The organism is Streptomyces sp. NPDC001985 (assembly GCF_040296845.1).
In the GTDB taxonomy this organism is placed as follows: Bacteria; Actinomycetota; Actinomycetes; order Streptomycetales; family Streptomycetaceae; genus Streptomyces.
This window is the reverse complement of the sequence record NZ_JBEOYB010000039.1, coordinates 25,919-49,715: the sequence shown is the minus strand read 5'-3', so window position 1 is coordinate 49,715 and position 23,797 is coordinate 25,919. Positions and strand designations below refer to the sequence as shown.

Annotated in this window: 19 protein-coding genes; 8 read left to right on the top strand and 11 right to left on the bottom strand. The window is 73.1% G+C overall.

Annotation, left to right across the window (positions count from 1 at the left end; genetic code table 11):
• Window positions 1–10: 10 nt before the first annotated feature.
• From ABT122_RS19090 to ABT122_RS19075, 4 genes are all read right to left on the bottom strand, one after another.
• Complete coding sequence (locus ABT122_RS19090) at window positions 11–1,522, bottom strand: DUF6056 family protein (RefSeq protein ID WP_351553121.1); 1,512 nt, start codon at window positions 1,520–1,522, stop codon at window positions 11–13.
• Between the two features lie 2 nt (window positions 1,523–1,524).
• Entirely contained in the window at window positions 1,525–2,580 is a 1,056-nt protein-coding gene (locus ABT122_RS19085) for a glycosyltransferase family 2 protein (protein ID WP_351553118.1), read from the bottom strand.
• Window positions 2,581–2,720: 140 nt separating this feature from the next.
• Complete coding sequence (locus ABT122_RS19080) at window positions 2,721–3,737, bottom strand: CU044_5270 family protein (RefSeq protein WP_351553115.1); 1,017 nt, start codon at window positions 3,735–3,737, stop codon at window positions 2,721–2,723.
• Window positions 3,725–4,321, bottom strand: coding sequence for an RNA polymerase sigma factor (locus ABT122_RS19075; protein WP_351553112.1), 597 nt, complete (start codon window positions 4,319–4,321; stop codon window positions 3,725–3,727). The genes ABT122_RS19080 and ABT122_RS19075 overlap by 13 nt, the downstream gene beginning before the upstream one ends.
• Window positions 4,322–4,590: 269 nt before the next feature.
• Here ABT122_RS19075 and ABT122_RS19070 point away from each other — a divergent pair, with 269 nt between their 5' ends.
• A complete protein-coding gene (locus tag ABT122_RS19070) occupies window positions 4,591–5,580 on the top strand; it encodes an aldo/keto reductase (RefSeq protein WP_351553109.1) in 990 nt (329 codons plus the stop codon).
• A gap of 676 nt (window positions 5,581–6,256) precedes the next feature.
• Here the strand turns inward: ABT122_RS19070 and ABT122_RS19065 are convergent.
• The 3 genes from ABT122_RS19065 to ABT122_RS19055 all read right to left on the bottom strand — a co-directional run bounded on the left by ABT122_RS19065 (window position 6,257) and on the right by ABT122_RS19055 (window position 9,740).
• Entirely contained in the window at window positions 6,257–7,585 is a 1,329-nt protein-coding gene (locus tag ABT122_RS19065) for an MFS transporter (protein ID WP_351553106.1), read from the bottom strand.
• A gap of 25 nt (window positions 7,586–7,610) precedes the next feature.
• Window positions 7,611–7,988 carry a MarR family winged helix-turn-helix transcriptional regulator gene (locus tag ABT122_RS19060; RefSeq protein ID WP_351553206.1) on the bottom strand — a complete coding sequence of 126 codons (378 nt, stop codon included), beginning with the start codon at window positions 7,986–7,988 and terminating at the stop codon, window positions 7,611–7,613.
• A gap of 309 nt (window positions 7,989–8,297) precedes the next feature.
• Window positions 8,298–9,740 (bottom strand): NCS2 family permease, encoded by a 1,443-nt coding sequence (locus tag ABT122_RS19055; protein WP_351553103.1) that lies wholly within the window; start codon window positions 9,738–9,740, stop codon window positions 8,298–8,300.
• A gap of 208 nt (window positions 9,741–9,948) precedes the next feature.
• Here ABT122_RS19055 and ABT122_RS19050 point away from each other — a divergent pair, with 208 nt between their 5' ends.
• Window positions 9,949–10,227 (top strand): DUF2530 domain-containing protein, encoded by a 279-nt coding sequence (locus ABT122_RS19050; RefSeq protein ID WP_351553100.1) that lies wholly within the window; start codon window positions 9,949–9,951, stop codon window positions 10,225–10,227.
• Window positions 10,228–10,305: 78 nt separating this feature from the next.
• The gene (locus ABT122_RS19045; RefSeq protein ID WP_351553097.1) at window positions 10,306–12,801 is read left to right on the top strand and encodes an HAD-IC family P-type ATPase; all 2,496 of its coding nucleotides are present in this window, start codon (window positions 10,306–10,308) and stop codon (window positions 12,799–12,801) included.
• Between the two features lie 366 nt (window positions 12,802–13,167).
• On the opposite strand, the gene ABT122_RS19040 is transcribed toward ABT122_RS19045, so the two are convergent.
• Both ABT122_RS19040 and ABT122_RS19035 read right to left on the bottom strand, forming a co-directional pair.
• On the bottom strand, window positions 13,168–16,320 hold the full coding sequence (locus tag ABT122_RS19040; RefSeq protein ID WP_351553094.1) for a sacsin N-terminal ATP-binding-like domain-containing protein: 3,153 nt from the start codon (window positions 16,318–16,320) through the stop codon (window positions 13,168–13,170).
• Between the two features lie 902 nt (window positions 16,321–17,222).
• Window positions 17,223–18,119 (bottom strand): DUF3027 domain-containing protein, encoded by an 897-nt coding sequence (locus ABT122_RS19035; RefSeq protein WP_351553091.1) that lies wholly within the window; start codon window positions 18,117–18,119, stop codon window positions 17,223–17,225.
• Window positions 18,120–18,433: 314 nt separating this feature from the next.
• Between ABT122_RS19035 and ABT122_RS19030 the strand changes: the two genes are divergently transcribed.
• The 4 genes from ABT122_RS19030 to ABT122_RS19015 all read left to right on the top strand — a co-directional run bounded on the left by ABT122_RS19030 (window position 18,434) and on the right by ABT122_RS19015 (window position 22,102).
• Window positions 18,434–19,783 (top strand): MFS transporter, encoded by a 1,350-nt coding sequence (locus ABT122_RS19030; protein WP_351553088.1) that lies wholly within the window; start codon window positions 18,434–18,436, stop codon window positions 19,781–19,783.
• Between the two features lie 340 nt (window positions 19,784–20,123).
• On the top strand, window positions 20,124–20,603 hold the full coding sequence (locus ABT122_RS19025; RefSeq protein WP_351553085.1) for a DUF2771 domain-containing protein: 480 nt from the start codon (window positions 20,124–20,126) through the stop codon (window positions 20,601–20,603).
• Window positions 20,604–20,618: 15 nt separating this feature from the next.
• On the top strand, window positions 20,619–21,266 hold the full coding sequence (locus tag ABT122_RS19020; protein WP_351553083.1) for a futalosine hydrolase: 648 nt from the start codon (window positions 20,619–20,621) through the stop codon (window positions 21,264–21,266).
• Window positions 21,263–22,102 (top strand): 1,4-dihydroxy-6-naphtoate synthase, encoded by an 840-nt coding sequence (locus tag ABT122_RS19015; protein ID WP_351553080.1) that lies wholly within the window; start codon window positions 21,263–21,265, stop codon window positions 22,100–22,102. Before ABT122_RS19020 ends, ABT122_RS19015 begins: the two co-directional genes overlap by 4 nt.
• A 107-nt stretch (window positions 22,103–22,209) precedes the next feature.
• Here the strand turns inward: ABT122_RS19015 and ABT122_RS19010 are convergent, their stop codons facing one another.
• Window positions 22,210–22,593 carry a cold-shock protein gene (locus tag ABT122_RS19010; RefSeq protein WP_351553077.1) on the bottom strand — a complete coding sequence of 128 codons (384 nt, stop codon included), beginning with the start codon at window positions 22,591–22,593 and terminating at the stop codon, window positions 22,210–22,212.
• A 194-nt stretch (window positions 22,594–22,787) separates the two neighbouring features.
• Here ABT122_RS19010 and ABT122_RS19005 point away from each other — a divergent pair, with 194 nt between their 5' ends.
• Complete coding sequence (locus tag ABT122_RS19005; protein ID WP_351553074.1) at window positions 22,788–23,024, top strand: hypothetical protein; 237 nt, start codon at window positions 22,788–22,790, stop codon at window positions 23,022–23,024.
• Here ABT122_RS19005 and ABT122_RS19000 read toward each other — a convergent pair.
• On the bottom strand, window positions 23,021–23,689 hold the full coding sequence (locus ABT122_RS19000) for an HAD family hydrolase (RefSeq protein ID WP_351553071.1): 669 nt from the start codon (window positions 23,687–23,689) through the stop codon (window positions 23,021–23,023). The genes ABT122_RS19005 and ABT122_RS19000 overlap by 4 nt on opposite strands.
• Window positions 23,690–23,797: the final 108 nt, after the last annotated feature.

Sequence of the window (23,797 nt, the reverse complement as noted above, 5' to 3'; positions counted from 1 at the left end):
CCCGGGTGGCTCAGCGCTCCGGCGGCGCGTACGTCACCCGCTCCAGGCCGTAGAAGTCGGCCACGCACCCGGCGGGCCAGTACCCCTTCCCGTCGCGGGAGAACGGCTCCAGCATCTTCCCCACCCGCGTCGGGGTGTACGGCATCACCGTCTCCCCCGCCGCGGCCCCCGCGCGCAGCCGGCTGTCCTGGCGGTCCCACTGCTGGGCGCGGACCGACATGCGGTCGCCGAGGGCCTCCAGCGGGACGGCGAGCCCGGCGACGGCCAGGGCGCACAGCGCCCCGGCGCCCAGAGCGGCGGCGCCCGCCGGAGCCGGGCCCCGGTCGCGCAGCCGGCGGCCGATGAGGACACCGGCGGCGGCCAGCAGGAGCACGTACAGCAGCAGATAGTCGTTCCAGGTGCGCTCGGTGGTCACCACGCGCGCGCCGAAGACCGGATAGGTGATGACGGTGCAGAGATAGCCGGAGACCAGGAACGCCGCCGCCCCCAGGGTCAGCGGCAGAGAGGGGCGGACCGGCCGGAAGACGGCGCGCGCCCGGCCGGCCGCCGCCCCCGGCGCCCGGCGCGCGAGCAGGCCGAGCACGGCGCCCGCGGCGACGGCACCCACGTACTGCCAGGTCGTCAGGACCGTCCCGAGGATCTCCGCGAACCCCCGCAGGGACCCCCACAGCGACTCGGGCGCCAGCATCGAGACGCTCTCCGCGTCGAAGCGGCTGCGGCGGTTGCGCGAGCCGGGCGAGCTGATCAGCAGCAGGGTGCCGGCGCCGACGCCCGCGATGCCGGTGAGCGACCAGACGCGCACGGCGCGGGCCGCGTCCGGGACGAGGAGCCGACCGGCGGCGAGGACCGCGCCGCCGAGCACCACCAGCGAGACGACCGACGCCTCCTCGGAGAGCGTGCCCATGAACACCCCGGCCACGGCGACCACGGCGAGCGCCGCGATCCGGCCCGCCCGTCCGCGCGCCCGCAGCAGCGGGATCGCCGCGGCGGCGCAGAGCACCGGGGCCAGCGTGTGGGAGACGGAGGCGGCGGGCCAGTAGAACGTCTTGTACGTGTTGGGGGTGGCGAACAGGAACACCGCGGTGATCATCGCGGCGGCCAGCAGCGGCACCCCGCGCGGGGCCCGGGTCCCGGTGCGGCGCAGCAGCGCCGCCGTCAGGGCCCAGAGCAGCCCCAGCATCAGGGCCCCGCTGACCGGGCCGTACCACTGGTGGCCGGCGACCGGGAACTCGGCGTAGAGGCCGACCAGCAGCCCGTTGCCCACGCGTCCGTTGTCCGTGGACCAGAACTTGTCCGCCAGGCCCCAGATCCCGTCGTCCCGGACGACCGGCAGAAAGCACCATTCGTCGGCGCTGGGCCGCACATGGCGCCCGTACCAGAAGGAGACGGTGAGCAGACCCAGCGGCAGCAGCGCCAGGGCGGGCGGCCAGATCTCCTTCCACCGCGCGGCCCAGGGGCCCGCGGGGGCGGCCGGGGCGGACCGGGAGGACCGGGAGGACCGGGCCGGGGTGTCGACGGCCACGGTCACCACCGTCCTTCGCCGAGCCGGGGGCCGGCGGCGCGGGCCGCACCGGCGGCGTGTGCGGCCGGGGCGGCGCGGGCGGCGGTGCGGGCGGCCGGGGCGGCGAGCGCGGCACCGGGGGCCGGCAGCCGCTCGCCGGAGCCGTCGGTCTCCCGGACCACATAGTGGGGTCTGCGCTTGGACTCGTGGTAGATCCGCCCCACGTACTCCCCGATGACGCCCATGGTCGCGATCTGGACCCCGCTCATCCCCACGATGACGGTGATCAGCGTCGCGTAACCGGGCGTGTCGACGCCGTCGACGACGACATTGGCCACGATCCACAGCGCGTACGCCAGAGCCGAGAGAAAGAGCCACAGCCCGCCGTGGACCGCCATCCGCAGCGGGCGGCTGTTGAAGGAGAGCAGCCCGTCGATGCCGTAGTTGAGCAGCCGGCGCCCGCCCCACTTGGACTGGCCGGCGGCCCGCTCCACGTTCTGATAGGTGAAGCTGACGGTGTCGAACCCGATCCAGGAGAAGAGCCCCTTGGAGAAGCGGTTGCTCTCCGGGAGCGCGAGGAGCGCGTCGACCGCGCGCCGCGACAGCAGCCGGAAGTCCCCGGCGCCGTCGATGACCTCGACCTCCATGAAGCGGCGCACCAGCCGGTAGTACGCCTGGCTGAGCCGGGTCCGCACCATCCCCTCGCCGGCGCGGTCGCGCTGGGCCACGACCTGGTCGTAGCCGTGCTCGCGGAGTTCCAGCATCCGGGGGATCAGTCCCGGCGGGTGCTGGAGGTCGGCGTCCATCAGGACGACCTGCTCGCCCCGGGCCATGCGCAGGCCGGCCAGCATGGCCGATTCCTTGCCGAAATTACGGCTGAATGACGTATAGCGGGTGCGGTGGTCGGCGGAGGCGAGTTCCTGGAGATGGGCACGTGTGTGGTCGCCGCTCCCGTCGTCCACGTAACAGATTTCGAAGCTCCTGCCCGTCGGTTCCAGAACACCGACGAGCGTGGTGTGAAAGGCCTCGATCACCTCACTCTCGTTGAAGCACGGTACGACAATCGAAATCTCTGGCATCGCTGCTTTCCTAGCTCAGGGCCAACCGCGTCCGGACAGGTCCGGATGGAATCGCTCGATGTGACATGAGCTACATAGTGCGCAGGCAACCCGGCATGAACCGGGAATTCTGTGCCCCCGTGGCGCGGCTTCCCCCGTGGTTATGGCGTCTGGCCCTCTGCGTCCACGACCGCTGCGTCTGTGCGGGCCTCGCTGTAGAGGACGTCACCTTTGGCATATCGGTGGCTCGGCTGGTTCATATGCGTGGGCGGATCGGTCCGGTGATCGCGCGAGGCCACGGTCCGGCTGCCCAGATAGTGATAGTCGTTCGGGTCGATCAGCACTTCGGTACGGGTGCCGGGAGCGAGGCCGTCGCCGGTGAGGCCGACCGCGATGGCCGGCCGCCTCGCGGCGTCCTCGACCAGCCGGTCGCCGACCGTGATCCCGGGGACGGCGGCCAGGGCCCGGAAGAGCTTGGACCGGGCCCTGGAGGAGAGCGGATAGGACTCGATCAGCCGCCACAGCGCGCGGAAGCTGTGCTCGGAGACGGTCTCGGCGCGGCCCTCGCGGTCATCGGCCGCCGGGTAGAGACGGCGGGCCTCGGCGGCGGCCCGCGCCGGGTCGTCGGGCAGCGCCTCCGCGATCCGGTAGATCTCCCGGGCCGAGCGGTCCCCGTCCGACGCGTCCTTCTCGGCGGCGGGTTCGGCGTAGCGGACCCAGCCCTCCGGGTCCCCCTCGACGCTGTCCGGCCGGCCGGCCGAGGACAGCACCGGCTGATCCACCAGCACCTGCTTGGTGTAGATCCACTGGTCGGGGGCGGGCTCGGGGGCCGCGGGCTGGTCCCGGACCACCGCGGCGGCCCGGTTGAGCAGGGCGACCGGGTCCCGCAGATCGGGGCCGGCGGCCTGCTGGGAACCGTCCCGTTCCGCCGGATCGGTGCCGATGTGGCTGGCGAGCAGCGCCGCGGCGGTGATGGCGGCGGCGGCGCCGAGCGAGGCGAGCCGCCAGTCGGAGCCGAGACCGCGCAGCCGGCCGCCGAACCGGCCCCGGACGGGCGCGGTCCGGCGGCCGTCGTCCGCGATGGCCTCGGTGAGTCTGCGGCGGCCCGCGGTGAGCACGGCACGGCCGGGAGCCGGGGTGTGGGCGCGCAGCTCGCGCACGCGGGTCATCTCATCCATGACGGGGTCAGCTCCGTGTCATCGGGGGTGAACGCGGGATCGGCGATCAGGGCCTCGCGCACTTTGCGACGGGCGCGGTTGAGACGGGACCGCACGGTGCCGAGGGGAATCCCGAGGGCCTCGGCGACCTCCTGGTATCCGAGGTCGGCCCAGGCGATGAGCAGCAGGACGTGCCGGTCGCCCGGCGACAGCGCGGCGAGCGCGCCGGCGAGCGGGGCCTGTGCGGCGAGACGGTCGTCGGAACGGTCGCTCCAGGCGTCGGCGAGCGGGTCCTCCCCGCTTCTCGCCATCGCCCGCAACGCCCGTTCCTCACTGCGCCGGTGGCCCCCGATGAGCTTCGCGGCGATCCCGTAGAGCCAGGGGCGGGCGCTGCCGCGGGCGGTGTCGTACCGGCGGCGGCTGCGGAAGGCGATGAGGAAGGTCTCCGCCATGATGTCCTCCGCGGCGCCCTCCCCGAGGCGGCGGGCGGCGTAGCGGTGGATGTCGGACGCGTGCCGGTCGTAGAGCAGGGCGAAGACGTCGGGGTGCGCCAGCGATTGGGCGACGACCTCGGCGTCATCGGGGGCGGCCGGCGGTCCGGTCACATCAGCTCCACGGGTCAAGCGGTCAGCCTGTCATCCCGTTGTTGTCCGCAGCGGCCCGAAAGGTTCACGGAAGCAGGGGCCAGTTTCGGTCAGGCTGTAGCGGGGTGTTCACCGTGCGGGACGGCATTCCGGTGACGCTCCGTGGCCGCCGGCGCGGTCCCGTCCGCGCCGCTCCCCCGCCGCCCGGCGCGCCGGCCCGGCCGCCGGCCGCGACGAGGCTCCGGTCCGCTCTTGCTTCGAGCGCGCTCCAAGGCGTTGGCTTGGTGTTCATGAAGTACACACAGCTCGGACGCACCGGACTCAAAGTCAGCCGTCTCGTCCTCGGCACGATGAACTTCGGTCCGCACACCACCGAGGCGGACAGCCATTCGATCATGGACGCCGCTCTCGGCGCCGGGGTGAATTTCTTCGACACGGCCAACGCCTACGGCTGGGGCGAGAACAAGGGCAACACCGAGAGGATCATCGGAAGCTGGTTCGCCAAGGGCGGCGACCGCCGGGACAAGGTCGTGCTCGCCACCAAGGTGTACGCCGATATGAGCCCCGACGGAAATCCCTGGCCCAATCACCACAAGCTCTCCGCGTTCAATATCCGCCGGTCCGTGGAGGCGAGTCTCCAGCGGCTCGGCACCGACCACATCGATCTCTACCAGTTCCACCACATCGACCGGGACACCCCGGTGGAGGAGATCTGGCAGGCCGTCGACACACTGATCCAGCAGGGCAAGATCCTTTATGCGGGATCGTCCAACTTCCCCGGCTGGAAGATCGCCCAGACCAATGAGAACGCCGCGCGGAAGGGGTCGTACGGGCTGGTCAGCGAGCAGTGCCTGTACAACCTCTACGAGCGCCGCGCGGAGATGGAGATCATCCCCGCCGCGCGGGAGTACGGCCTCGGGGTCATCCCCTGGTCGCCGCTGCACGGCGGGCTGCTCGGCGGAGTGCTCAAGAAGGAGTCGCAAGGACCCCGGCGGACCGCGGGTCTGGCGGCGGACTCGCTGAGCCGGCCCGGGGTGCGGGAGCAGGTCCAGGCGTACGAGGACCTGCTCGACAAGCACGGTCTGGCGCCGGGTGAGACCGCGCTGGCCTGGCTGCTGACCCGGCCGGGGGTGACCGGGCCCATCGTCGGGCCGCGCACCGCCGAACAGCTGGAGAGCGCGCTGCGCGCGGTGGAGCTGGAGCTGGGCGAGGAGCTGCTGACGGCGCTGGAGGAGATCTTCCCGGGGACGGGGCCGTCGCCGGAGGCCTTCGCCTGGTAGACGGGTGCGGCGCAGGTGCGGCGCCTGGCCGGGTGCCGGTGCCGTGCCGGTGGGTACGGAGTGGTGGGGGCCGGGTGGCGGCGGTGCGGCCGCCCGGCCCGGCCGGGGTGGGGTGGGTGTCAGACGCCGGCCACGGCCGCCACCGCGATGATCGCGAACATCAGCACGAGGACGCCCGCCATGATCTTGTTTCTGGTCTTGGAGTTCACCCCACGAGGTTAACCCGCGTCCCCCCCGTCCCTCGCGCCCAGGGGCCGGCCGCCGACCGTCTCGTGCCGGGGACCAGCCCCCGAACCCCCGCGCCTCAATCGCCGGCGGGGCTGGAATTCGTGCCTCAGCCCGCCGGAGAGGCTGAGCAAACCCGGCCCACCTGGGACACCTCCCAGAGGCAGCTCTGGGGGAGCTTGAGGACAGACCCCGCACAAACCCAGCCCGTCCGGCGTTTGAGGACGGACCCTGTGCGACAGGACCCCGCACAGACCGACCAACCCAGCCCGTCCGGGGGCACCTCCCAGAGGCAGCTCTGGGGGCGTTTGAGGGCAGACCCCGGGCCACAGGACCCCGCACCCCGCGGGCCACCGTCGGGGACCAGCCCCCGAACCCTCGCGCCTCAATCGCCCGGCGGGGCTGGAATTCGTGCCGGAGGCCCGGGCTGCGGGGGATCGTGCGGGGTGGGTCAGGCCGGGGTGGATACGCGGGGGTTGGGGCGGGGGCGCGGGACCACCGTCAGGTGCTTGTGGCCCCGGCGGAAGTCCACCTTGAGCCGCAACCCGCCCGCACGCGCCAGCATCACCCCCACCCCCAGCGCCGCCGCCAGCGAGATCGCCCCGCCCGCCGCCAGCCCCACCCGGGGCCCATACGCGTCGGTGATCCAGCCGAAGAGCGGCCCGCCCAGCGGCGTACCCCCCACGAAGACCATCATGAACAGACTCATCACCCGGCCGCGCACCGCCGGGTCCGTCGCCATCTGGATGCTGGAGTTGGCGGTGACATTGACCGTGAGGCCGAACATCCCCACCAGCACCATCACCAGGGCGAAGATCCAGAAAGTGGGGGCGACGGCGGCCACGATCTCCAGCGCCCCGAAGAGCACCGCCGCGCCCACCAGTATGCGGAGCCGCGAGGTGGCCCGCCGGGCCGCGAGCAGGGCGCCGGCCAGGGAGCCGACCGCCATCAGGGTGTTCAGCAGGCCGTAGGTGCTCGCGCCCGAGTCGTAGACGTCGTGGACGAAGGCGGTGAGCCAGATCGGGAAGTTGAAGCCGAAGGTGCCGATGAAACCGACGAGGACGATGGGCCAGATCAGCTCGGGGTGCGAGGAGACATACCTCAGCCCCTCCCGCAGCTGGCCCTTCCCGCGCGGGGCGCGGTCGACCCGGTGCAGATCGGCGGTGCGCATCAGCAGCAGCGCGGCGATGGGCGCGATGAAGGAGAGCCCGTTGAAGAGGAAGGCGTAACCGCTGCCGACAGCGGTGATCAGCACACCGGCGACGGCGGGTCCGACCAGCCGGGCGGACTGGAAGTTCGCGGAGTTCAGGCTGACCGCGTTGGCCAGTTGGTCCGGGCCGACGAGTTCGGCGACGAAGGTCTGCCGCGCCGGGTTGTCCACCACGGTGACCAGCCCGAGCAGGAAGGCCGTCAGATAGACGTGCCAGACCTGGACCTCTCCGGTGAGGGTGAGGACGGCGAGCGCGATTCCGGTGAGCCCCATCGCGGACTGGGTGCCCAGCAGCAGGGGGCGCTTGGGGAGGCGGTCGGCGAGCACCCCGCCGTACAGCCCGAAGAGCAGCATCGGCAGAAACTGCAGAGCGATCGTGATACCGACGGCGGACGCCGATCCGGTCAGGGTCAGAACCAGCCAGTCCTGGGCGATGCGCTGCATCCAGGTACCGGTGTTGGAGACCACCTGGCCGATGGCGAAGAGCCGGTAGTTCCGGATTCTCAGTGAGCTGAACATGGTCGCAGGGGAAGGTGCGGGTGCGGAGTCTGCTCCGGGTCCCGTACGCAAAAGTGTCGCCTCCTCGTTGTGTTTCCTACAGGTGCGCGAGCTTCTCCAGAACAGGGGCGGCGGCACGCAGCCTGGCCCATTCGTCCTCGTCCAGTCCCTCGGCGAGCTCCGCCAGCCAGGCGTTCCGCTTGCGGCGGCTCTCGTCGAGCATGGCCTCGGCCTGCTCGGTCTGGCTGACGACCTTCTGCCGGCGGTCGTCGGGGTGCGGCTCCAGCCGGACCAGTCCCTTGGCCTCCAGCAGCGCCACGATGCGGGTCATGGACGGCGGCTGGACATGCTCCTTGCGGGCCAGCTCGCCGGGGGTGGCGCTGCCGCAGCGGGCGAGGGTGCCGAGCACCGACATCTCGGTGGGGCTCAGCGACTCGTCGACGCGCTGGTGCTTCAGCCGCCGGCCCAGCCGCATCACGGCGGAGCGCAGAGCGCTGATGGCGGCGGCGTCGTCGGGGGGTACCGCGCCGGCGGCCACCTCGGCCACCTCGCGAGCGGGGTCGCGGGCGGCGCCGCCAGGGGACAGGTCAGACATGTTTGTTAGCATAACTCATTACCCTTCCTAAAGACCACCGGGTTCACGCGGATGCCCGCGAACACCGGCCGGCACGCCGGCACCCGCCGGCACCCGCCGGACGCGCGCGGGCGGCCCGGAACGGCTCCGGACGCGCGCGAGCGCCCGGACCGGCCGGTCCGGGCGCTCACCTCCGGGTGCCGCCGTGCGTCAGGTCAGCCCCAGCGCGGGCATCGCGTAGTAGAAGACGAAGACCGCCGAGACCGCGTACATCGCGACCGGCACCTCCCGGCCTCGGCCCGAGGCCAGGCGCAGCACGCTGAAGGCGATGAAGCCGATACCGATGCCGTTGGTGATCGAGTAGGTGAAGGGCATCATCACCATGGCCAGGAAGGCGGGCACCGCGAGGGTGAAGTCGCTCCAGTCGATGTCCCGGATCGAGCCGGCCAGGATCAGGAAGCCGACCGCCAGCAGGGCGGGGGTCGCCGCCTGGGAGGGGACCATGGTGGCGAGCGGGGTGAGGAAGAGCGCCACCGAGAAGAGGGCGCCGGTGACCACGGACGCCAGACCGGTGCGGGCGCCCTCGCCGACACCGGCCGTGGACTCGACGAAGCAGGTGGTGGCCGAGGACGAGGTCGCGCCGCCGGAGGCGACCGCGATGCCGTCCACGATGAGCACCTTGTTGATGCCGGGGAAGTTGCCGTCCTTGTCCATCAGCTTCGCCTCGTCGCCGACGCCCAGGATGGTGCCCATCGCGTCGAAGAAGCAGGACAGCAGCACGGTGAAGACGAAGAGCGCGCCGGTGAGGATGCCGACCTTCTCGAAGCCGCCGAACAGGCTCACCTCGCCGACCAGGCCGAAGTCCGGGGTGCTGAGCGGATTGCCCGGCCACTTCGGGGTGGTCAGACCCCAGCTCGGGACCTCGGCGAGCGCCTCGATGACCATCGCCACCACCGTCATGGCCACAATGGAGATCAGAATCGCGCCCGGCACCTTGCGGATGATCAGCACCAGGGTGAGCAGCGCGCCGAGGACGAAGACCAGGACCGGCCAGCCCAGCAGATGACCGCCGCTGCCCAGGGTGAGCGGCACGGTCGTCTGGGCCACGTCCGGAATGCGGGAGACGAAGCCCGCGTCCACCAGCCCGATGAGCATGATGAAGAGGCCGATACCGATCGCGATGCCCTTGCGCAGACTGCGCGGGACGGCGTTCATCACCCGTTCCCGCAGGCCCGAGGCGACCAGCAGCATCACCACGAAGCCCGCGAGCACCACCATGCCCATGGCGTCCGCCCAGGACATCCTGGGCGCGAGCTGGAGGGCGACGACGGTGTTCACGCCGAGACCGGCCGCCAGCGCGATCGGGACATTGCCGATGACACCCATGAGGAGGGTGGAGAAGGCGGCGGTCAGCACGGTGGCGGTGACGAGCTGGCCGTTGTCGAGCTGGTGCCCGTACATGTCCTTGGCGCTGCCGAGGATGATCGGGTTCAGCACGATGATGTACGCCATCGCGAAGAAGGTGGCGAAGCCTCCGCGCACCTCGCGGGCGACGGTGGAGCCGCGCTCGGAGATCTTGAAGTAGCGGTCCAGGCCGCTGGGGGTGCCCTTCGGCGAGTGCTCGGGGGCGGCGGCGTCGGCCGACGGGGTCATTCCGTCCTCATCACTGGCTTGGCTTGGATATTCCTACGAATGAATCAGGTCAGGGGCAAACCGTTTCAGTATGAACATATGAACGGATGATCGCCATCTTCGCGCGTAGACCCGTGCGGCGCCCGGCCCGACCGGCCCCCGACCGGCCCCCGGAAGGCCCCTGGAAGGCCACCCCTGCCGGCCGACCGGGTGGGCCTACACTCCAGACATGGCGAAGTGGACTCCCCGGCACGAGGCACCCGAACCCCTGGAGGGGCCCGTGGTCGCCACCATCACCGGTGGCACGATCATCTGGTTCGTCCTCTTCCTGGTGCAGATCCCCTTCTACGGCTGGTTCGCCGACCGCGATCTGATGTGGTGGGTGTGGACCTGTCTGGCCGGCGCCGGGCTGGGCCTGATCGGCATCTGGTACGTCCGCGGGCGCGACGCCGCCATCAAGCGCGCGGAGGCCGCGCGGCGCTCGGCGGAGAACTCCGCGGCGGAGTAGACCGGGCGGCCCGTACGGCCGGGACACGGCCCGTTTCCCGACGGGTGGAGCCGCCGCTCCTTCCGTACCGTACGGACCATGACGCAGCGTGCGGGGATCGACACGGAAGACCCTGAGCCGGACGGCGGGGCCCGTGCCCGGCGGGACCACCGGACCGGGCCGCTCATCGACGCGGGCTCCGAACTCGACCCCGTCCACCCCGTCCGGCTGCCCGAGGCGCGCGCCCGGGCCACCGGGCTGACCTCCGCCGAGGTCGCGGAACGGATCGCGCGGGGCGAGGTCAACGACGTACCCGTGCGCTCCTCCCGCTCCATCGGGGAGATCGTCCGGGCCAATGTCCTCACCCGCTTCAACGCCCTCATCGGTGTGCTCTGGGCGGTCATGCTGGTGGTCGCGCCGATCCAGGACAGCCTCTTCGGCTTTGTGATCGTCGCCAACACCGGGATCGGCATCGTCCAGGAGCTGCGGGCCAAACGGACCCTCGACGGGCTCGCGGTCATCGGCGAGGCGAAGCCGACCGTACGGCGCGACGGACGGGCCGCCGAGGTCTCCACCTCCGCGATCGTCCTCGGGGACCTGGTGGAGCTGGGCCCCGGCGACAAGGTCGTCGTGGACGGCGAGGTGGTGGAGTCGGAGAGCCTGGAGATCGACGAGTCGCTGCTCACCGGCGAGGCCGACCCCGTGCTCAAGCGGCCCGGGGACCGGGTGATGTCGGGGAGCTTCGTCGTCGCGGGCGGCGGCTCCTTCACCGCCACCCGGGTGGGCCGCGAGGCCTACGCCGCGCAGCTCGCCGAGGAGGCGTCCCGCTTCACCCTCGTCCACTCCGAGCTGCGCAGCGGCATCAGCACCATCCTCAAGTACGTGACCTGGATGATGATCCCGACCGCGACCGGGCTCGTCATCAGCCAGCTGATCGTCAAACAGAGCAACCTCAAGGACTCCATCGCCCGGACCGTGGGCGGGATCGTGCCGATGATCCCCGAGGGGCTGGTGCTGCTCACCTCCGTCGCCTTCGCCATCGGGGTGATCCGGCTCGGCCGCCGGCAGTGCCTGGTGCAGGAGCTGCCCGCGATCGAGGGGCTCGCCCGGGTGGATGTGGTCTGTCTCGACAAGACCGGCACCCTCACCGAGGGCGGGATGGACGTGACGGAGGTGCGGACCCTCGGCGGGGCGGACGAGGACCGCGTACGGAAGGTGCTCGGCGCCCTCGGCACCGCCGACCCGCATCCCAACGCCTCCCTCCGGGCGATCGCCGACGCCCACCCCGACCACGGCGGACTGCTCGCCACCGACACCCTTCCCTTCTCGTCGGCCCGCAAATACAGCGGTGCGAGCCTCACCGGGGGCGAGGGCGGGGGCTCCTCCGTCTGGCTCCTGGGCGCGCCCGATGTGCTGCTGCCCGGCGGCGCGCCGGAGCTGTCCGGGATCGACGCGCTCAACGAGCAGGGGCTGCGGGTGCTGCTGCTGGCCGAGTCGGACGTCCCGCTGGACTCCCCGGCGGTCGCCGACGGCGTCCGGCCCGCCGCGCTCGTGGTGCTGGAGCAGCGGCTGCGGCCCGACGCGGCGGACACCCTGCGGTACTTCGCCGAGCAGGTCGTCAGCGCCAAGGTGATCTCCGGGGACAACGCGGTCTCCGTGGGCGCGGTGGCGGCGAAGCTCGGGCTCCCGGGCGCCGAGCACACCGTCGACGCGCGCGCCCTGCCCGCCGAACGCGACGCCATGGCGGCGGAGCTGGAGGCGCGCACCGTCTTCGGCCGGGTCACCCCGCAGCAGAAGCGGGACATGGTGGGGGCGCTCCAGTCCCGGGGGCACACGGTCGCCATGACGGGGGACGGGGTCAACGACGTCCTCGCCCTCAAGGACGCGGACATCGGGGTCGCGATGGGCTCGGGGTCCGAGGCGACCCGGGCGGTGGCCCAGATCGTGCTGCTGAACAACAGCTTCGCCACGCTGCCGTCGGTGGTGGCGGAGGGGCGGCGGGTGATCGGGAACATCACCCGGGTGGCCACGCTCTTCCTGACGAAGACGGTGTACTCGGTGCTGCTGGCGGTGCTGGTGGTGTGCAGCCAGGTGGAGTACCCGTTCCTGCCCCGGCATCTGACGCTGATCTCGACGCTGACGATCGGGGTGCCGGCCTTCTTCCTGGCGCTGGCCCCCAACAGGGAGCGGGCGCAGCCGCACTTCGTGCGCCGGGTGATGCGGTACGCGATCCCGGCGGGGGTGGTGGTGGCGGCGGCCACCTTCACCACGTATCTGCTGGCCCGCGCGCACTACAGCGGCCCGGGCGCGCTCCAGGCGGAGACCAGCGCGGCGACGCTGACGCTGTTCCTGGTGTCGATGTGGGTGCTGGGGATCGTGGCGCGGCCGTACACATGGTGGCGGGTGTGTTTGGTGGGGGCGATGGGGGCGGGGTTTGTGGTGGTGTTGGCGGTGCCGTGGTTGCAGGAGTTCTTCGCGTTGCGGTTGGTGGGGGTGGGGGTGCCTTGGGGGGCGGTGGGGGTGGGGGTGGTGGGGGCGGGGTTGCTGGAGGTGGGGTGGCGCTGGGCTGCCCGGGGGGTGTCCGCCTCGCGGTGACCCGATGGCCGGGTCCGGGGGCGCCGCCCCTGCCGCTGCCCGCCGTCCGCGGCGCACCCGCGCAGCCCCTCCGGGGGCGAGCCGCGCCGGCCTCGCGGGGGCGGGCCGAGGCACAAGATCCGCCTCGCCGGGCGGGCCGAGGCACGCGTTCCAGCCTCGCTGGGAGGTGCCCCCAGACCGGCTGGGTGTGCCGGACCGGCTGGGATTGCTCGGGCTACCTGGGGTGCGGGGTCCGTCCTCAAACTCCCCCGGAGCTGCCTCTGGGAGGTGCCCCCAGACGGGCTGGGATTGCCTGCTGCGCGGGGGCCGTCGTCGAATGGTGGGCGGGCTCACATGGTTCAGGCGGGTGGCCCGGTGCTCAGCGGGTCATCGGCTCACCCATCCGGAGTCGAACCAGCGGTCCCGCGCCAGCTCCTCCGTACGGGACGGGTCCTCCAGCAGCGCCGCGACCTCGAACCGCCGGGACCACTGGCCCGCCGCCCAGGCGAGTCCGGCGGCGACGCCCTCCAGGGTCGCGGCATGGAGCACACCGTCGGGGGTGCGGTGCCAGTCCAGCGCGGCACCGCCCGCGATCAGCTCGTCGTGCTCGATGTACGCGGCGGGGGTCGCGGGACCGAGCAGGACCCGGACCGGGTCCGGGACCCGGTGCTCCTCCCCCTCGGTCGTCACCTCGGCGGTGACCGTCTCGCTCAGCCTGCGGACCTGGAGCAGCTCACCCAGCTCCCCGGCCCGCTCCGGGGCGACGGGCAGCAGCGGCAGACCATCGGCGAGGGGCAGCAGATCGGGGGCGTCGGCGATCACCGCGTCCCGCGCGTCCACCACCCGCACCTCGCCGTCGACGACCGCCCGCAGCTCGTCGGGGAGGGTCACCTGCTCCGGGTCCAGCTCGGCGAGGGCGCTGTAGAGGCCGTGGAGCTGCGCGGGTCGCACCGGGAGATCCGGGTCGGCGAGCCGGCCCAGCAGTTCGGCGGCGCCGCCCGGCTCGTCGAGGAGGTCGGCGGCAGAGGTCCGTACCCCCAGCGCGCGCAGCACCTGGGCGTCGTCGAACCCGGTGGCGTCCACCGCCTCGTACAACCCCTCCAGCAGGGGATCGCCCCCGGCGGCACGGAGCCCGGCGGGGCGGCGGCCGTCGAGGACGGGGTGGTCGCGCAGCCACCACGCGGTGTAGGGGCGGACGGTCTCGGTGGTGCCGTCCGGGAGCAGGACGCGCACGGGCTGGGTGAGCGCGTCCCGCAGCGGCGGCCGGGCGAGCAGTGCGAGGGCCTGCGGCCAGCAGTCGTCGTCCACGAGGTCCAGATCGCGCACGGCGACGATCTCGGTGGCGACGGGCGGGACGGGGGTGTCGGGCAGCCGGTCGAGGACGTCCTCGCACCAGACGTCGACGGCGTCGAGGAGGCCGGCGTCGTCCGGTTCGGCCCAGTCGCCGTCGCGGGGCTCCAGCTCGTCGGGGTCCAGGACGACGTCCGTGGCGCGTACGAGGGTGAAGTCGGCCAGCACTCCGCAGGCGGCCAGCGGCCGCTGTCCCCAGCGGGCGGCGAGGCCGGCGTCGCAGAGCGCGAGTTCGTCCTCGCGCATGACCAGGGCGAAGGGGCTGCCGGGCAGCACCAGCTCGCCGGCGGGGGCCGGTTCGCCCTCGTCGTCGGGGAGGGCGAGAGCGCCGAGCCAGGGCTCGTCGCCGGGTTCGAGGTCGGCGTCCCGGACGAGGCCGAGGACCGTGTCGGCGAGTTCCTCGGCGTCGGGGGCGTCCTCGTCCCAGATCTCGCCCGCGTCGAGGGAGGCGGCGACGGCGGCACGGACCTGAGGAGTGGTCAGAACGGCGCGGGGGGTGGCGGGGAGGGCGCCCAGCTTCTCCAGGAGGGGGTGGGCGGCGTCCGGGTGGACGACCTTGAGGCCGAGCCGGGCGAGGCTCGCGGGGGTGTCCGGCAGCGGGAGGAGGGTCTGGCGGGGCCCGATGGTGGTGCGGCCGTCCGCGAGCGGGACGGGGAGGCCGGTCAGGCGCTCCGGGTCGACACCCGCGAGGCTGTCGTAGAGCCGCCGCCACCAGGACGGTTCGCGCTCCAGACCGGCCAGGCGGTCGACGGCCTCGGTCAGCGGGACCCGGGCGACGCCGAGGGTGCGCAGCTCCGCCCGGCGCTCCAGACCGGCGGGGAGCAGGGACGGCAGCACCTCGGCGAGGACCCGCACCGTGTCGGCGCCGGCGCCCTCCAGGACCTCGGCCTCGATGGGGCGCAGGGCTGCGGGGGCGGCGCGGTCCGGCAGCCCGGTGTCCTCGCCGGAGGTGTCCCGGGGGGCGGCGGCGGGCTCCAGGAACGCCGTGCGCGGCAGCAGTCCGAGGACGGCCGCGCGCAGCGCCCCGTCCAGCTCGCCCTTGCCGAGCGGGCCCGGGACCAGGTCGATGGTGCCGGTGGTGACGGGCCGCCAGTCGCCGAGGAGTCCGGTGTACGCCCGGGCCGCGCGCTCCACGAGGAAGTCGGTGAGGGGGCCGGGGGCGGGGTGGCGCCGGGTGGTGTCCAGCGGGAAGGAGGCGATCAGCAGGGCCGGGATGCCGAGGGGCTCGTCGGTGGGGGTGGGGGCGTGGACGACGGGGGCCGTGCGCGGGTGGGCGGGGGTGCCGTCCCCGTCCACGGGGACGGCCCAGGTGACGGACCAGTGGGGGCGCAGCCGCTCCTCGATCGGGCGGTCGCGGAGGAGTTCCGGGGCGATGGGGCCGCCGTCGGTGACGGCCCGCCAGCGGCGGTCGCCGTGGGCGCTGTCGCGGATGTGGACGTAGGGGCCGTCGGTGGAGCGGTGGAGTTCGCGGGTGGAGCCGGGGGTCTCGACGACGATCTCGGAGAGGCCGGGGAGGGTGAGGAGGAGGGCGTCGTCGATGGAGGCGAGGAGGCGTTCGACGAGGTCGACAGCGGCGCCGTCGCGCAGGGGCAGCACGACGACCGTGTCGTAGCCGTCCGGGGCGGGGCCCTCGGCGGGGAGCGGGAGCCGCAGCAGGGGGACCTGGCCGTCGCGGCGGCGGAGTTCGTCGCCGAGGCCGGGGCTGGTGGCGGCGGCGTCCTCGGTGAGGGCGCGGGCCTCGGCGAGGGACCAGCGGACGCCGCCGTGGTGGCTGAGGACGGCGGGGTCGTCGCTGACCGCGAGGACGGAGGCGAAGCCGACGCCGAAGCGGCCGACGGTGTCGCCGTCGTCGCGCTTGGCGGAGGCGCGGAGGGTGCTGAGGGATTCGACGCCGGCGGCGTCGAGGGGGGCGCCGGTGTTGGCGGCGGCGAGGACGGCGGGGGTGTCGCCCGCGGCGGGCCGGAGGGTGAGGCGGAGGCGGCCGGGGGTGCCGGCGCGGGCGGCGGCGTCGGCGGCGTTCTGGGCGAGCTCGACGACGAGGCGGTCGCGGTAGCCGCCGAGGACGAGGTCCTCTTCGGCGTTGGCGTCCTCGCGGAAGCGGGCGGGGGTGGTGCGCCATGCGTCGAGCACCCCGCGCCGCAGGTCGGCGGTCCCGAAGGGGTCTGCCCACTCGGTGGTCGTGAGGGTCACGGGGGTGCTCCGCTCTGTGGGGATGGGCTTCGGCTGAAGGTACAGCTTCCCCTCGTCCCCCCGGGCCACGGTCCGCCCACCGACCCGCTTTGCCCCCAATCCGTCCACCCCGCACCACCAGTCTCGCTTGCGAGCCGAGGCACGAAATCCCGTGGCCCGCAGCGTGCGGGGCCCTGTGGCGCGGGGGCCGCCCTCAATCTCCCCCAGAGCTGCCTCCGGGAGGTGCCCCCAGCCAGGCTGAGATTCCCAGCCCCGCCGGCGACCTGAGCCGCACCACCCCAGCCCCGCCGACAACCTGAGCAACTCAAGCCCCTCCGGCAACCTGAGCATCCCAAGCCCCTCCGGCAACCTGAGCATCCCAAGCCCCCTCAGGTGACCTGAGCATCCCAAGCCCCTCCGGCGACCTGAGAAACCCAAGCCCCGCTGGCGACCTGAGCAACTCCAGCCCCCTCGGGTGACCTGAGCAACCCCAGCCCCGCTGGCGACCTGAGAAACCCCAGCCCCCCTCGGATGACCTGAGAAACCCCAGCCCCTCCGGTGACCTGAGCAACTCCAGCCCCTCCGGCGATTGAGGAGCGGGGGTTCGGGGGCTGGCCCCCGACCGTGGCCCGCGGGATGCGGGGTCCTGTGGCACAGGGTCCGTCCTCAATCTCCCCCAGAGCTGCCTCTGGGAGGTGCCCCCAGACGGGCCGGGTTTGCTCGGGCCACCCGTAGCGCGGGGTCCGTCCTCAAACTCCCCCGGAGCTGCCTCCGGGAGGCGCCCCCAGACCGGCCGGGGGCGCCGGACAGGCTGGGATTGCTCGGGCTCCCCGTGGCGCGGGAGCGGGGCTAGGTCGTCTCTTTCGGATCTTGCCGGGCTCGCGAGCCCCGGCACCGATCCGGCCTGATCCGAAAGAAACTCCCTAGGAGTGGCCCAGGTCGTCATCGGGGGTGGGGGTCAAGGGGAAGGCATCGGTCGCCACCGAGTCGAAGACGGGGGCGGGGGGCTGGGGGGTCTTCGGCATGACCGCCGCCTCGGAGTGCCCACCACACCCGTACGCCAGCGACACCACCCTCCCGTCCGCCGGCGAGTACTCATTCGCGCACACCCCGAACGCCTGCCCCAACGACCCCGCGATCGGCATCAGAAACCCGCACGTCACACACGCCGCAGGCGCCGCCTGCGCCATCGGCGTCTTCGCCCCGAACGACTCCTCCCAGCGGTCAGCCGCGATGTGCAGGCCGTAGCGCGACAGCACCCGCGCCCGCCGCATCCCCAGCTCCTCCGCCACCGCGGCGATCTGCCCGCGCGCGTTGGTGACCGTGTCCGCGGGGGCGCGGTCGGTCAGCTCGGCGTCCTCCGCCTCGACGCGTTCGGCCAGGTCGTGGGAGGTCTGGGCGATCACCGAGTTCGGCGGCGGCGCGTCCTCCCCGGTGAAGCCGGGCTCCAGCCGGAGATCCTCCGCCTCGGTGGGCAGCAGGTCCCCAGGGCCCAGGTCACCCGGGCGCAGCCGCTCGCTCCAGGGCACCCACTCGGGGGCGAGGAGCGCGTCGGGCCCCGGCAGCAGGACGGTCTCGTCCAGCGTGACGTTCTTCGCGCGGGAGGCCCGCGCCACAGTCACCGCCCAGCGCCAGCCCCGGTACCCGGGCTCCTTGCACTCGAAGAAGTGTGTGACGACACGATCCCCCTCCGAGACAAGGGACACATGCTCCCCGACCACCCCGGGGGCGGCGGCCTCCTCGGCAGCCGACCGGGCGAGGTCTACCGCCTCGGCGCACAGGCGGTCAGGGGTTCGGCTTCGCGTCGTCGCAGCACTCACAGGTCTCGCTTCTCTCCTACGCCGTCTCACGGGTGCGCCTGCCGAGTCGTGAGGAACGGGCCGCAGGCGGAGCGGACCAGGGGGCCGCATCGACGTCCGCGCCCGGACCAACCCGTCCCGGGCACACCTACCGCCATCCATTCTGCGGGATGCCGAAGAGGCGCGCGGCCGGGAACAATCGCCGGTGGCGCGCTACGCACGCTACCCCTTCCGCAGCCCCGCGCCCACCTGCGCGCTCCAACAAGGGGTCAACCAGTGACCCCGCTCCGGCGCATCGCGCGTGTTCTCAGCGGTCCTTGGGGCACTATGACGAGGTGGCAGCCGCCAGGTCGTCCCAGGGGCCCGGAGCGCTCGGCAGAGCGTGCCGGGCGGTCGGGCGTGCCCTGCGGATGCCGTTCACGGGCACCGGCCGCCGGATCAGACGGGCCACCCACGCGCACGGCGCGGGCGAGTCGGGCCTCGGCCGGCTGATCGAGCTGCACGCCGTGAACGGCGCGGGCGATGTCATGATCACCGTCGCCCTGGCGTCCACGGTCTTCTTCTCCGTCCCCACCGACGAGGCACGCGGCCGGGTCACCCTCTACCTGGCGATCACCCTCGCCCCCTTCGCCCTGCTGGCGCCCGTGATCGGCCCGCTGCTCGACCGGATTCCGCACGGCCGCCGCGCGGCGATGGCGGGCGCGATGGGCACCCGGGCGCTGCTGGCGCTGGGGCTCTCGGGCGCGGTCGCCACCGGGGGCCTTGAGCTGTATCCGGCGGCGCTGGGGGTGCTGGTCGCGTCGAAGGCGTACGGGGTGGTCCGCAGCGCGGTCGTGCCCCGGCTGCTGCCGGCGGGGTTCTCGCTGGTCAAGGCGAACTCCCGGGTCACCCTCGCGGGCCTGCTGGCGACGGGCGCCGCCGCGCCGATCGGGGCGGGGCTGCACCGGATCGGCCCGGAGTGGACGCTGTACGGAGCGTGTGCGCTCTTCGTCCTCGGGACGTACTGGGCGCTGAAGCTGCCGCCGAAGGTGGATTCGGCGAAGGGCGAGCGGAAGGCGCGGATTCTGCCGCTGGGGCAGCGGAAGCCGGGGCTGCGGACGGTCGGCCCGTCGGTGCTGCACGGGCTCCAGGCCAATGCCTCCTTCCGGATGCTCTCCGGGTTCCTCATCTTCTTCCTGGCGTTTCTGCTGCGGGAGCATCCGCTGGCCGGGCAGAGCGCGGCGGTGTCGCTGGGGCTCGTGGGGGTCGCCGCCGGTCTCGGCAACGCGCTGGGGACGGCGGTGGGGGCCTGGCTGAAGGCCCGGGGCCCGGAGCTGATCATCGCCACGGTGCTGGCGGTGCTGCCGGCGGCGGCGGTGCTGGCGGCGGTCTTCTTCGGGGCGGGGATGGTCGCGGTGCTCGCGGCGACGGCGGGGCTCTGCCAGGCGCTGGCGAAGCTGTCCCTGGACGCGCTGATCCAGCGGGATGTGCCGGAGGAGGTGCGGACCTCGGCGTTCGCCCGCTCCGAGACGGTGCTCCAGATGTCGTGGGTGGTGGGCGGGGGCATCGGGATGCTGCTGCCGCTCAACGGGGTCCTGGGGATGGGTGTGGCGGCGGGGATCGTCTGCACGGGGGCGGCGCTGGCGGGGCGCGGGCTGCTGGTCGCGGGTCGCCCAGGCCACCGCCCGCGCCCGAGGGTCGCCTGAGCCCCACCGGGGTACGTGAGCCCTGCCGGGGTACGTGAGCCCTGCCGGGAGCCACCCGCACCCCACCGGAAGCCGTGCGCACCCGAAGCCACCCGCACCCCGCCCGCACCCCGCCCGGGGGCGCCCGGAACCCGCCGGGGGCCCGCACCCCGCCCGGGGCGACCGGAAACCCCCTGGCCCCCAGCCTCCCCCGGCACGCCCCGGCCGGCCTCCCCGGGCCGGGCCCGTCCCCCGCGCCCGCCCTCTCCCCCGGTCCGGATTCCGCTGGTTCGGGTTCCCCGAGCGCGGCGCGCCGGACCCCCGCGCGGGAAGGCACGGCGGGACCGATAGCCTTTTGGCCATGACCGTTGCGATCTTCTCCGGCAGGCGCCGCCGGGCCGCTGCCACCATCGGCGCCGTCTCCGCCGGGCTCCTCGTACTCTCGGCCTGCGAAAAGCCGACCCCCCTCGCGACCGTCACGGTCGGCCCGGAGTCCGTCCACTCCGAGGCGGCCTGCTACAACGACGGCAAGGCGATCAAGGAGTCCCTGGTCGAGGAGTGCCTGAACAAGACCGGTAAGACCATCAAGGTCGCCATGGAGGACCGCATCCACTTCGGGGTCGACCCGTCGGTCGCGGAGAACGGCTGGACCCTGTTCATCGGCGGCCAGCAGGCCGAGCAGGAGCCGTTCAAGAAGACGTACCGGACCATCTCCGCCAGCTCGTTCTTCACCTCGCAGACCGGCGAGGCCCCCAGCAAGACGAACATCAGCATCGTCGAGACCAAGACCGACAGCAAGAAGCTCCTCGGCATCTGGCAGTTCACGCTCGAGAAGAAGTAGCGCGGGGGCCGGGGCGTGCGCGTACTGGTCGTGACCGCGGTGGCGGCGGAGGCGGACTCCGTCTCCGCCGGGCTCACCACGGCCGCGGCGCGGGTGCTCGCCGCCGGGGTCGGACCGGCGGCCGCCGCCGCCGCCACCGCGACGGAGCTGTCCCTGGCCGCGCACCGGGGCTCCCCCTATGACGTGGTGATCTCCGCCGGTATCGGGGGCGGCTTCCGGCCGCACGCGCCCGTCGGCTCCCTGGTGGTCGCCGACGCGATCGTGGCCGCCGATCTCGGCGCCGCCGGGCCGGACGGCTTTCTCTCCGTCGCGGAGCTGGGCTTCGGCCGCGCCACCCATCTGCCGCCCGCCGGTCTCGCCGCCCGCGCGGCCGAGGCGGCCGGCGCCCTGTACGCGCCGGTCCTGACCGTCTCCACGGTCACCGGAACGGCCGAGCGCGCCGCCGAGCTGAGCCGGTGTCACCCCCGGGCCGCCGCCGAGGCGATGGAGGGCTTCGGGGTCGCCGAGGCCGCCGCCGCCCACGGGCTGCCGGTGCTGGAGGTCCGGGCGATCTCCAACGCCGTGGGGCCGCGCGACCGGGACGCCTGGCGCGTCGGGGACGCGCTGGCCGCGCTGCGGACCGGCTTCCAGCGGATCGGCCCCCTCCTGGAGGAGTCGTCATGACCCTGCGGATCTCCTACTCCCCCTGCCCGAACGACACCTTCGTCTTCGACGCGTGGGCCCACGGCCGGGTCCCCGGCGCACCCCCCGTGGAGGTGACGTTCGCGGACATCGACATCACCAACCAGCTGGCCGAGCGCGGCGAGGGCGACATCCTGAAGGTGTCGTACGCCGTGCTGCCGTGGGTCCTCGACGAGTACACCCTGCTGCCGTGCGGCGGGGCGCTGGGCCGGGGCTGCGGCCCGCTGGTCCTCACCCGGGAGCCGGGGACGGATCTGCGCGGCAGAACCGTCGCGGTCCCGAGCGAGCGTTCGACGGCGTATCTGCTCTTCCGGCTGTGGGCCGCCGACCAGGTCCCGGGCGGGGTCGGCGAGGTGGTCGTCCTGCCGTTCCACGAGATCATGCCGGCGGTCCGGGACGGCCGGGTGGACGCCGGGCTCGTCATCCACGAGGCCCGCTTCACCTACCGCTCGTACGGGCTCCACCGGCTGGCCGACATGGGCGAGCACTGGGAGTCCGCCACCGGGCTCCCCATCCCGCTCGGCGCGATCATCGCCAGACGCTCGCTGGGGACGGAGACGCTGGAGCTGCTGGCGGAGTCGATCCGCGCCTCGGTACGGATGGCCTGGGACGACCCGGAGGCGTCCCGGCCGTATGTGCGCGAGCACGCGCAGGAGATGGACCCGAAGGTGGCGGACCAGCACATCGGTCTGTACGTCAACGAGTTCACCGCCGACCTGGGGGAGGACGGCTACGCGGCGGTGCGCGGGCTGCTCACCCGGGCGGCGGCCGAGGGGCTCGTACCGCCGCTGAGACCGGGCGCGCTCACCTTCGGCTGACCCTCCCCTTGGAGGAAGCCGAGGAGCCGAGGAACCGCGGGGCCGAGGAACCGCGGGGCCGAGGGGCCGGCCCCGGGCGCGCCGGGGCCGCCGACGGCGGGAGGCGGTCAGACGTCGAGCTGGTCGGCCACGGCCCGCAGCAGACCGGCGATCTTCGCGCCGTGGACCTTGTCGGGGTAGCGGCCCCGCTCCAGCATCGGGGTGATGTTCTCCAGGAGCGTCGTCAGGTCCTGCACGATGGACGCCAGCTCATCGGGCTTGCGCCGCTGCGCCGCCGCGACGGAGGGGGTGGGGTCGAGGATCGTCACGGAGAGCGCCTGGTCACCGCGCTGGCCCGCGACCACGCCGAATTCGACGCGCTGGCCCGGCTTGAGCGCGTCGACCCCGTCGGGCAGCACGGACGAGTGAACGAAGACGTCTCCGCCGTCGTCGCGGGAGAGAAAGCCGAAGCCCTTCTCGCTGTTGAACCATTTGACCTTGCCGGTAGGCACGTCTGTCCTCGTCTTCGTACTCATTGGGGCGCTGGGGCCACCGGAAGCTTGTCGCCGGGATTCGGCTCGGGAAGCACTGCTCTGGAAGCACTACAGCGGGTCGACCGACCCGCCGAACCCAAGGCTAATGGTCCAGGGGCTGCTGACAAGACGTCGCCGATCGGTTCCTACTCGCTGGGAACTACCCTGGCCGGATGACTGCTACTCCTGCCGCACCGGGTGACGGACTGGTCCGTACCGGTGGCATTGTCTTCGTCGTCGGCGCCGTGGCCACCCTGGTCACGATGGCACCGCTCTTTCTGGGGACGGACCCGTTTCCGCCGATCGCCTATGCGGTCTGCATGCTGATGGGCGTCGGATTCATGATCGCCGGGGCGGGGGTGCTGCGTTCGATCGCGGCTCAGCGGCGCGCCGCGAAGTCCGCCGCCTAGGCCCGTGCCCCCAGGTGCCCGCGCAGCCACGCCGGGAAGGCCGTGAGGTCGTCGAGTACCACATCCGCACCCTCTTTCCGCAGCTCAGCGGCGGTGCAGGGGCCGGTGGGCACGGCGACGGAGAGGGCTCCGGCGGTGCGGGCGCCGCGGACGTCGCCGATATGGTCGCCGACGTAGACACCCGCGCCGTGCTCATGGAGCGCCTCCGCCTTGGCCTCCGCCCAGAGCCAGCCGATGACGGCGTCGGGCGCCATCCCCAGATGGGTGAGATGGAGCCTGGCGTTCGGCTCGTGCTTGGCCGTGACGACGATGGCCCGGCCGCCGGACTCCTGAACCGCGGCGATGGCCTCGCGCGCGCCGGGGAGGGCCTTCGTGGGCGCGATCGCGTACTCCGGATACAGCGCACGGTAACGATCGCCCATGGCCTGAATCTGATCATCGGGAAACCAGTGCGCCAGCTCCTGCTCCAGCGGCGGGCCCAGCCGGGTGACGGCGAGATCGGCGTCTATCCACACACCCGTCTCCTCGGTGAGCGCCCGGTAGGCGGCGCGGATGCCGGGGCGGGAGTCGATGAGGGTCATGTCGAGGTCGAACCCGACGGTGAGCGGGGCGGGCCCGGAGGCCGGCTCGCGGGGGTGCGGCGGGGTGGGAATCAGGGGACTCATAGGGCCAATTGTGCCCATACCCGGCCCATCCATGGCCTTTACACGTGACCTTTACACTTAGCCAAGCCTAACCATGCCCCGCCGGTCGCCGGACCGGCGCCCGCACCC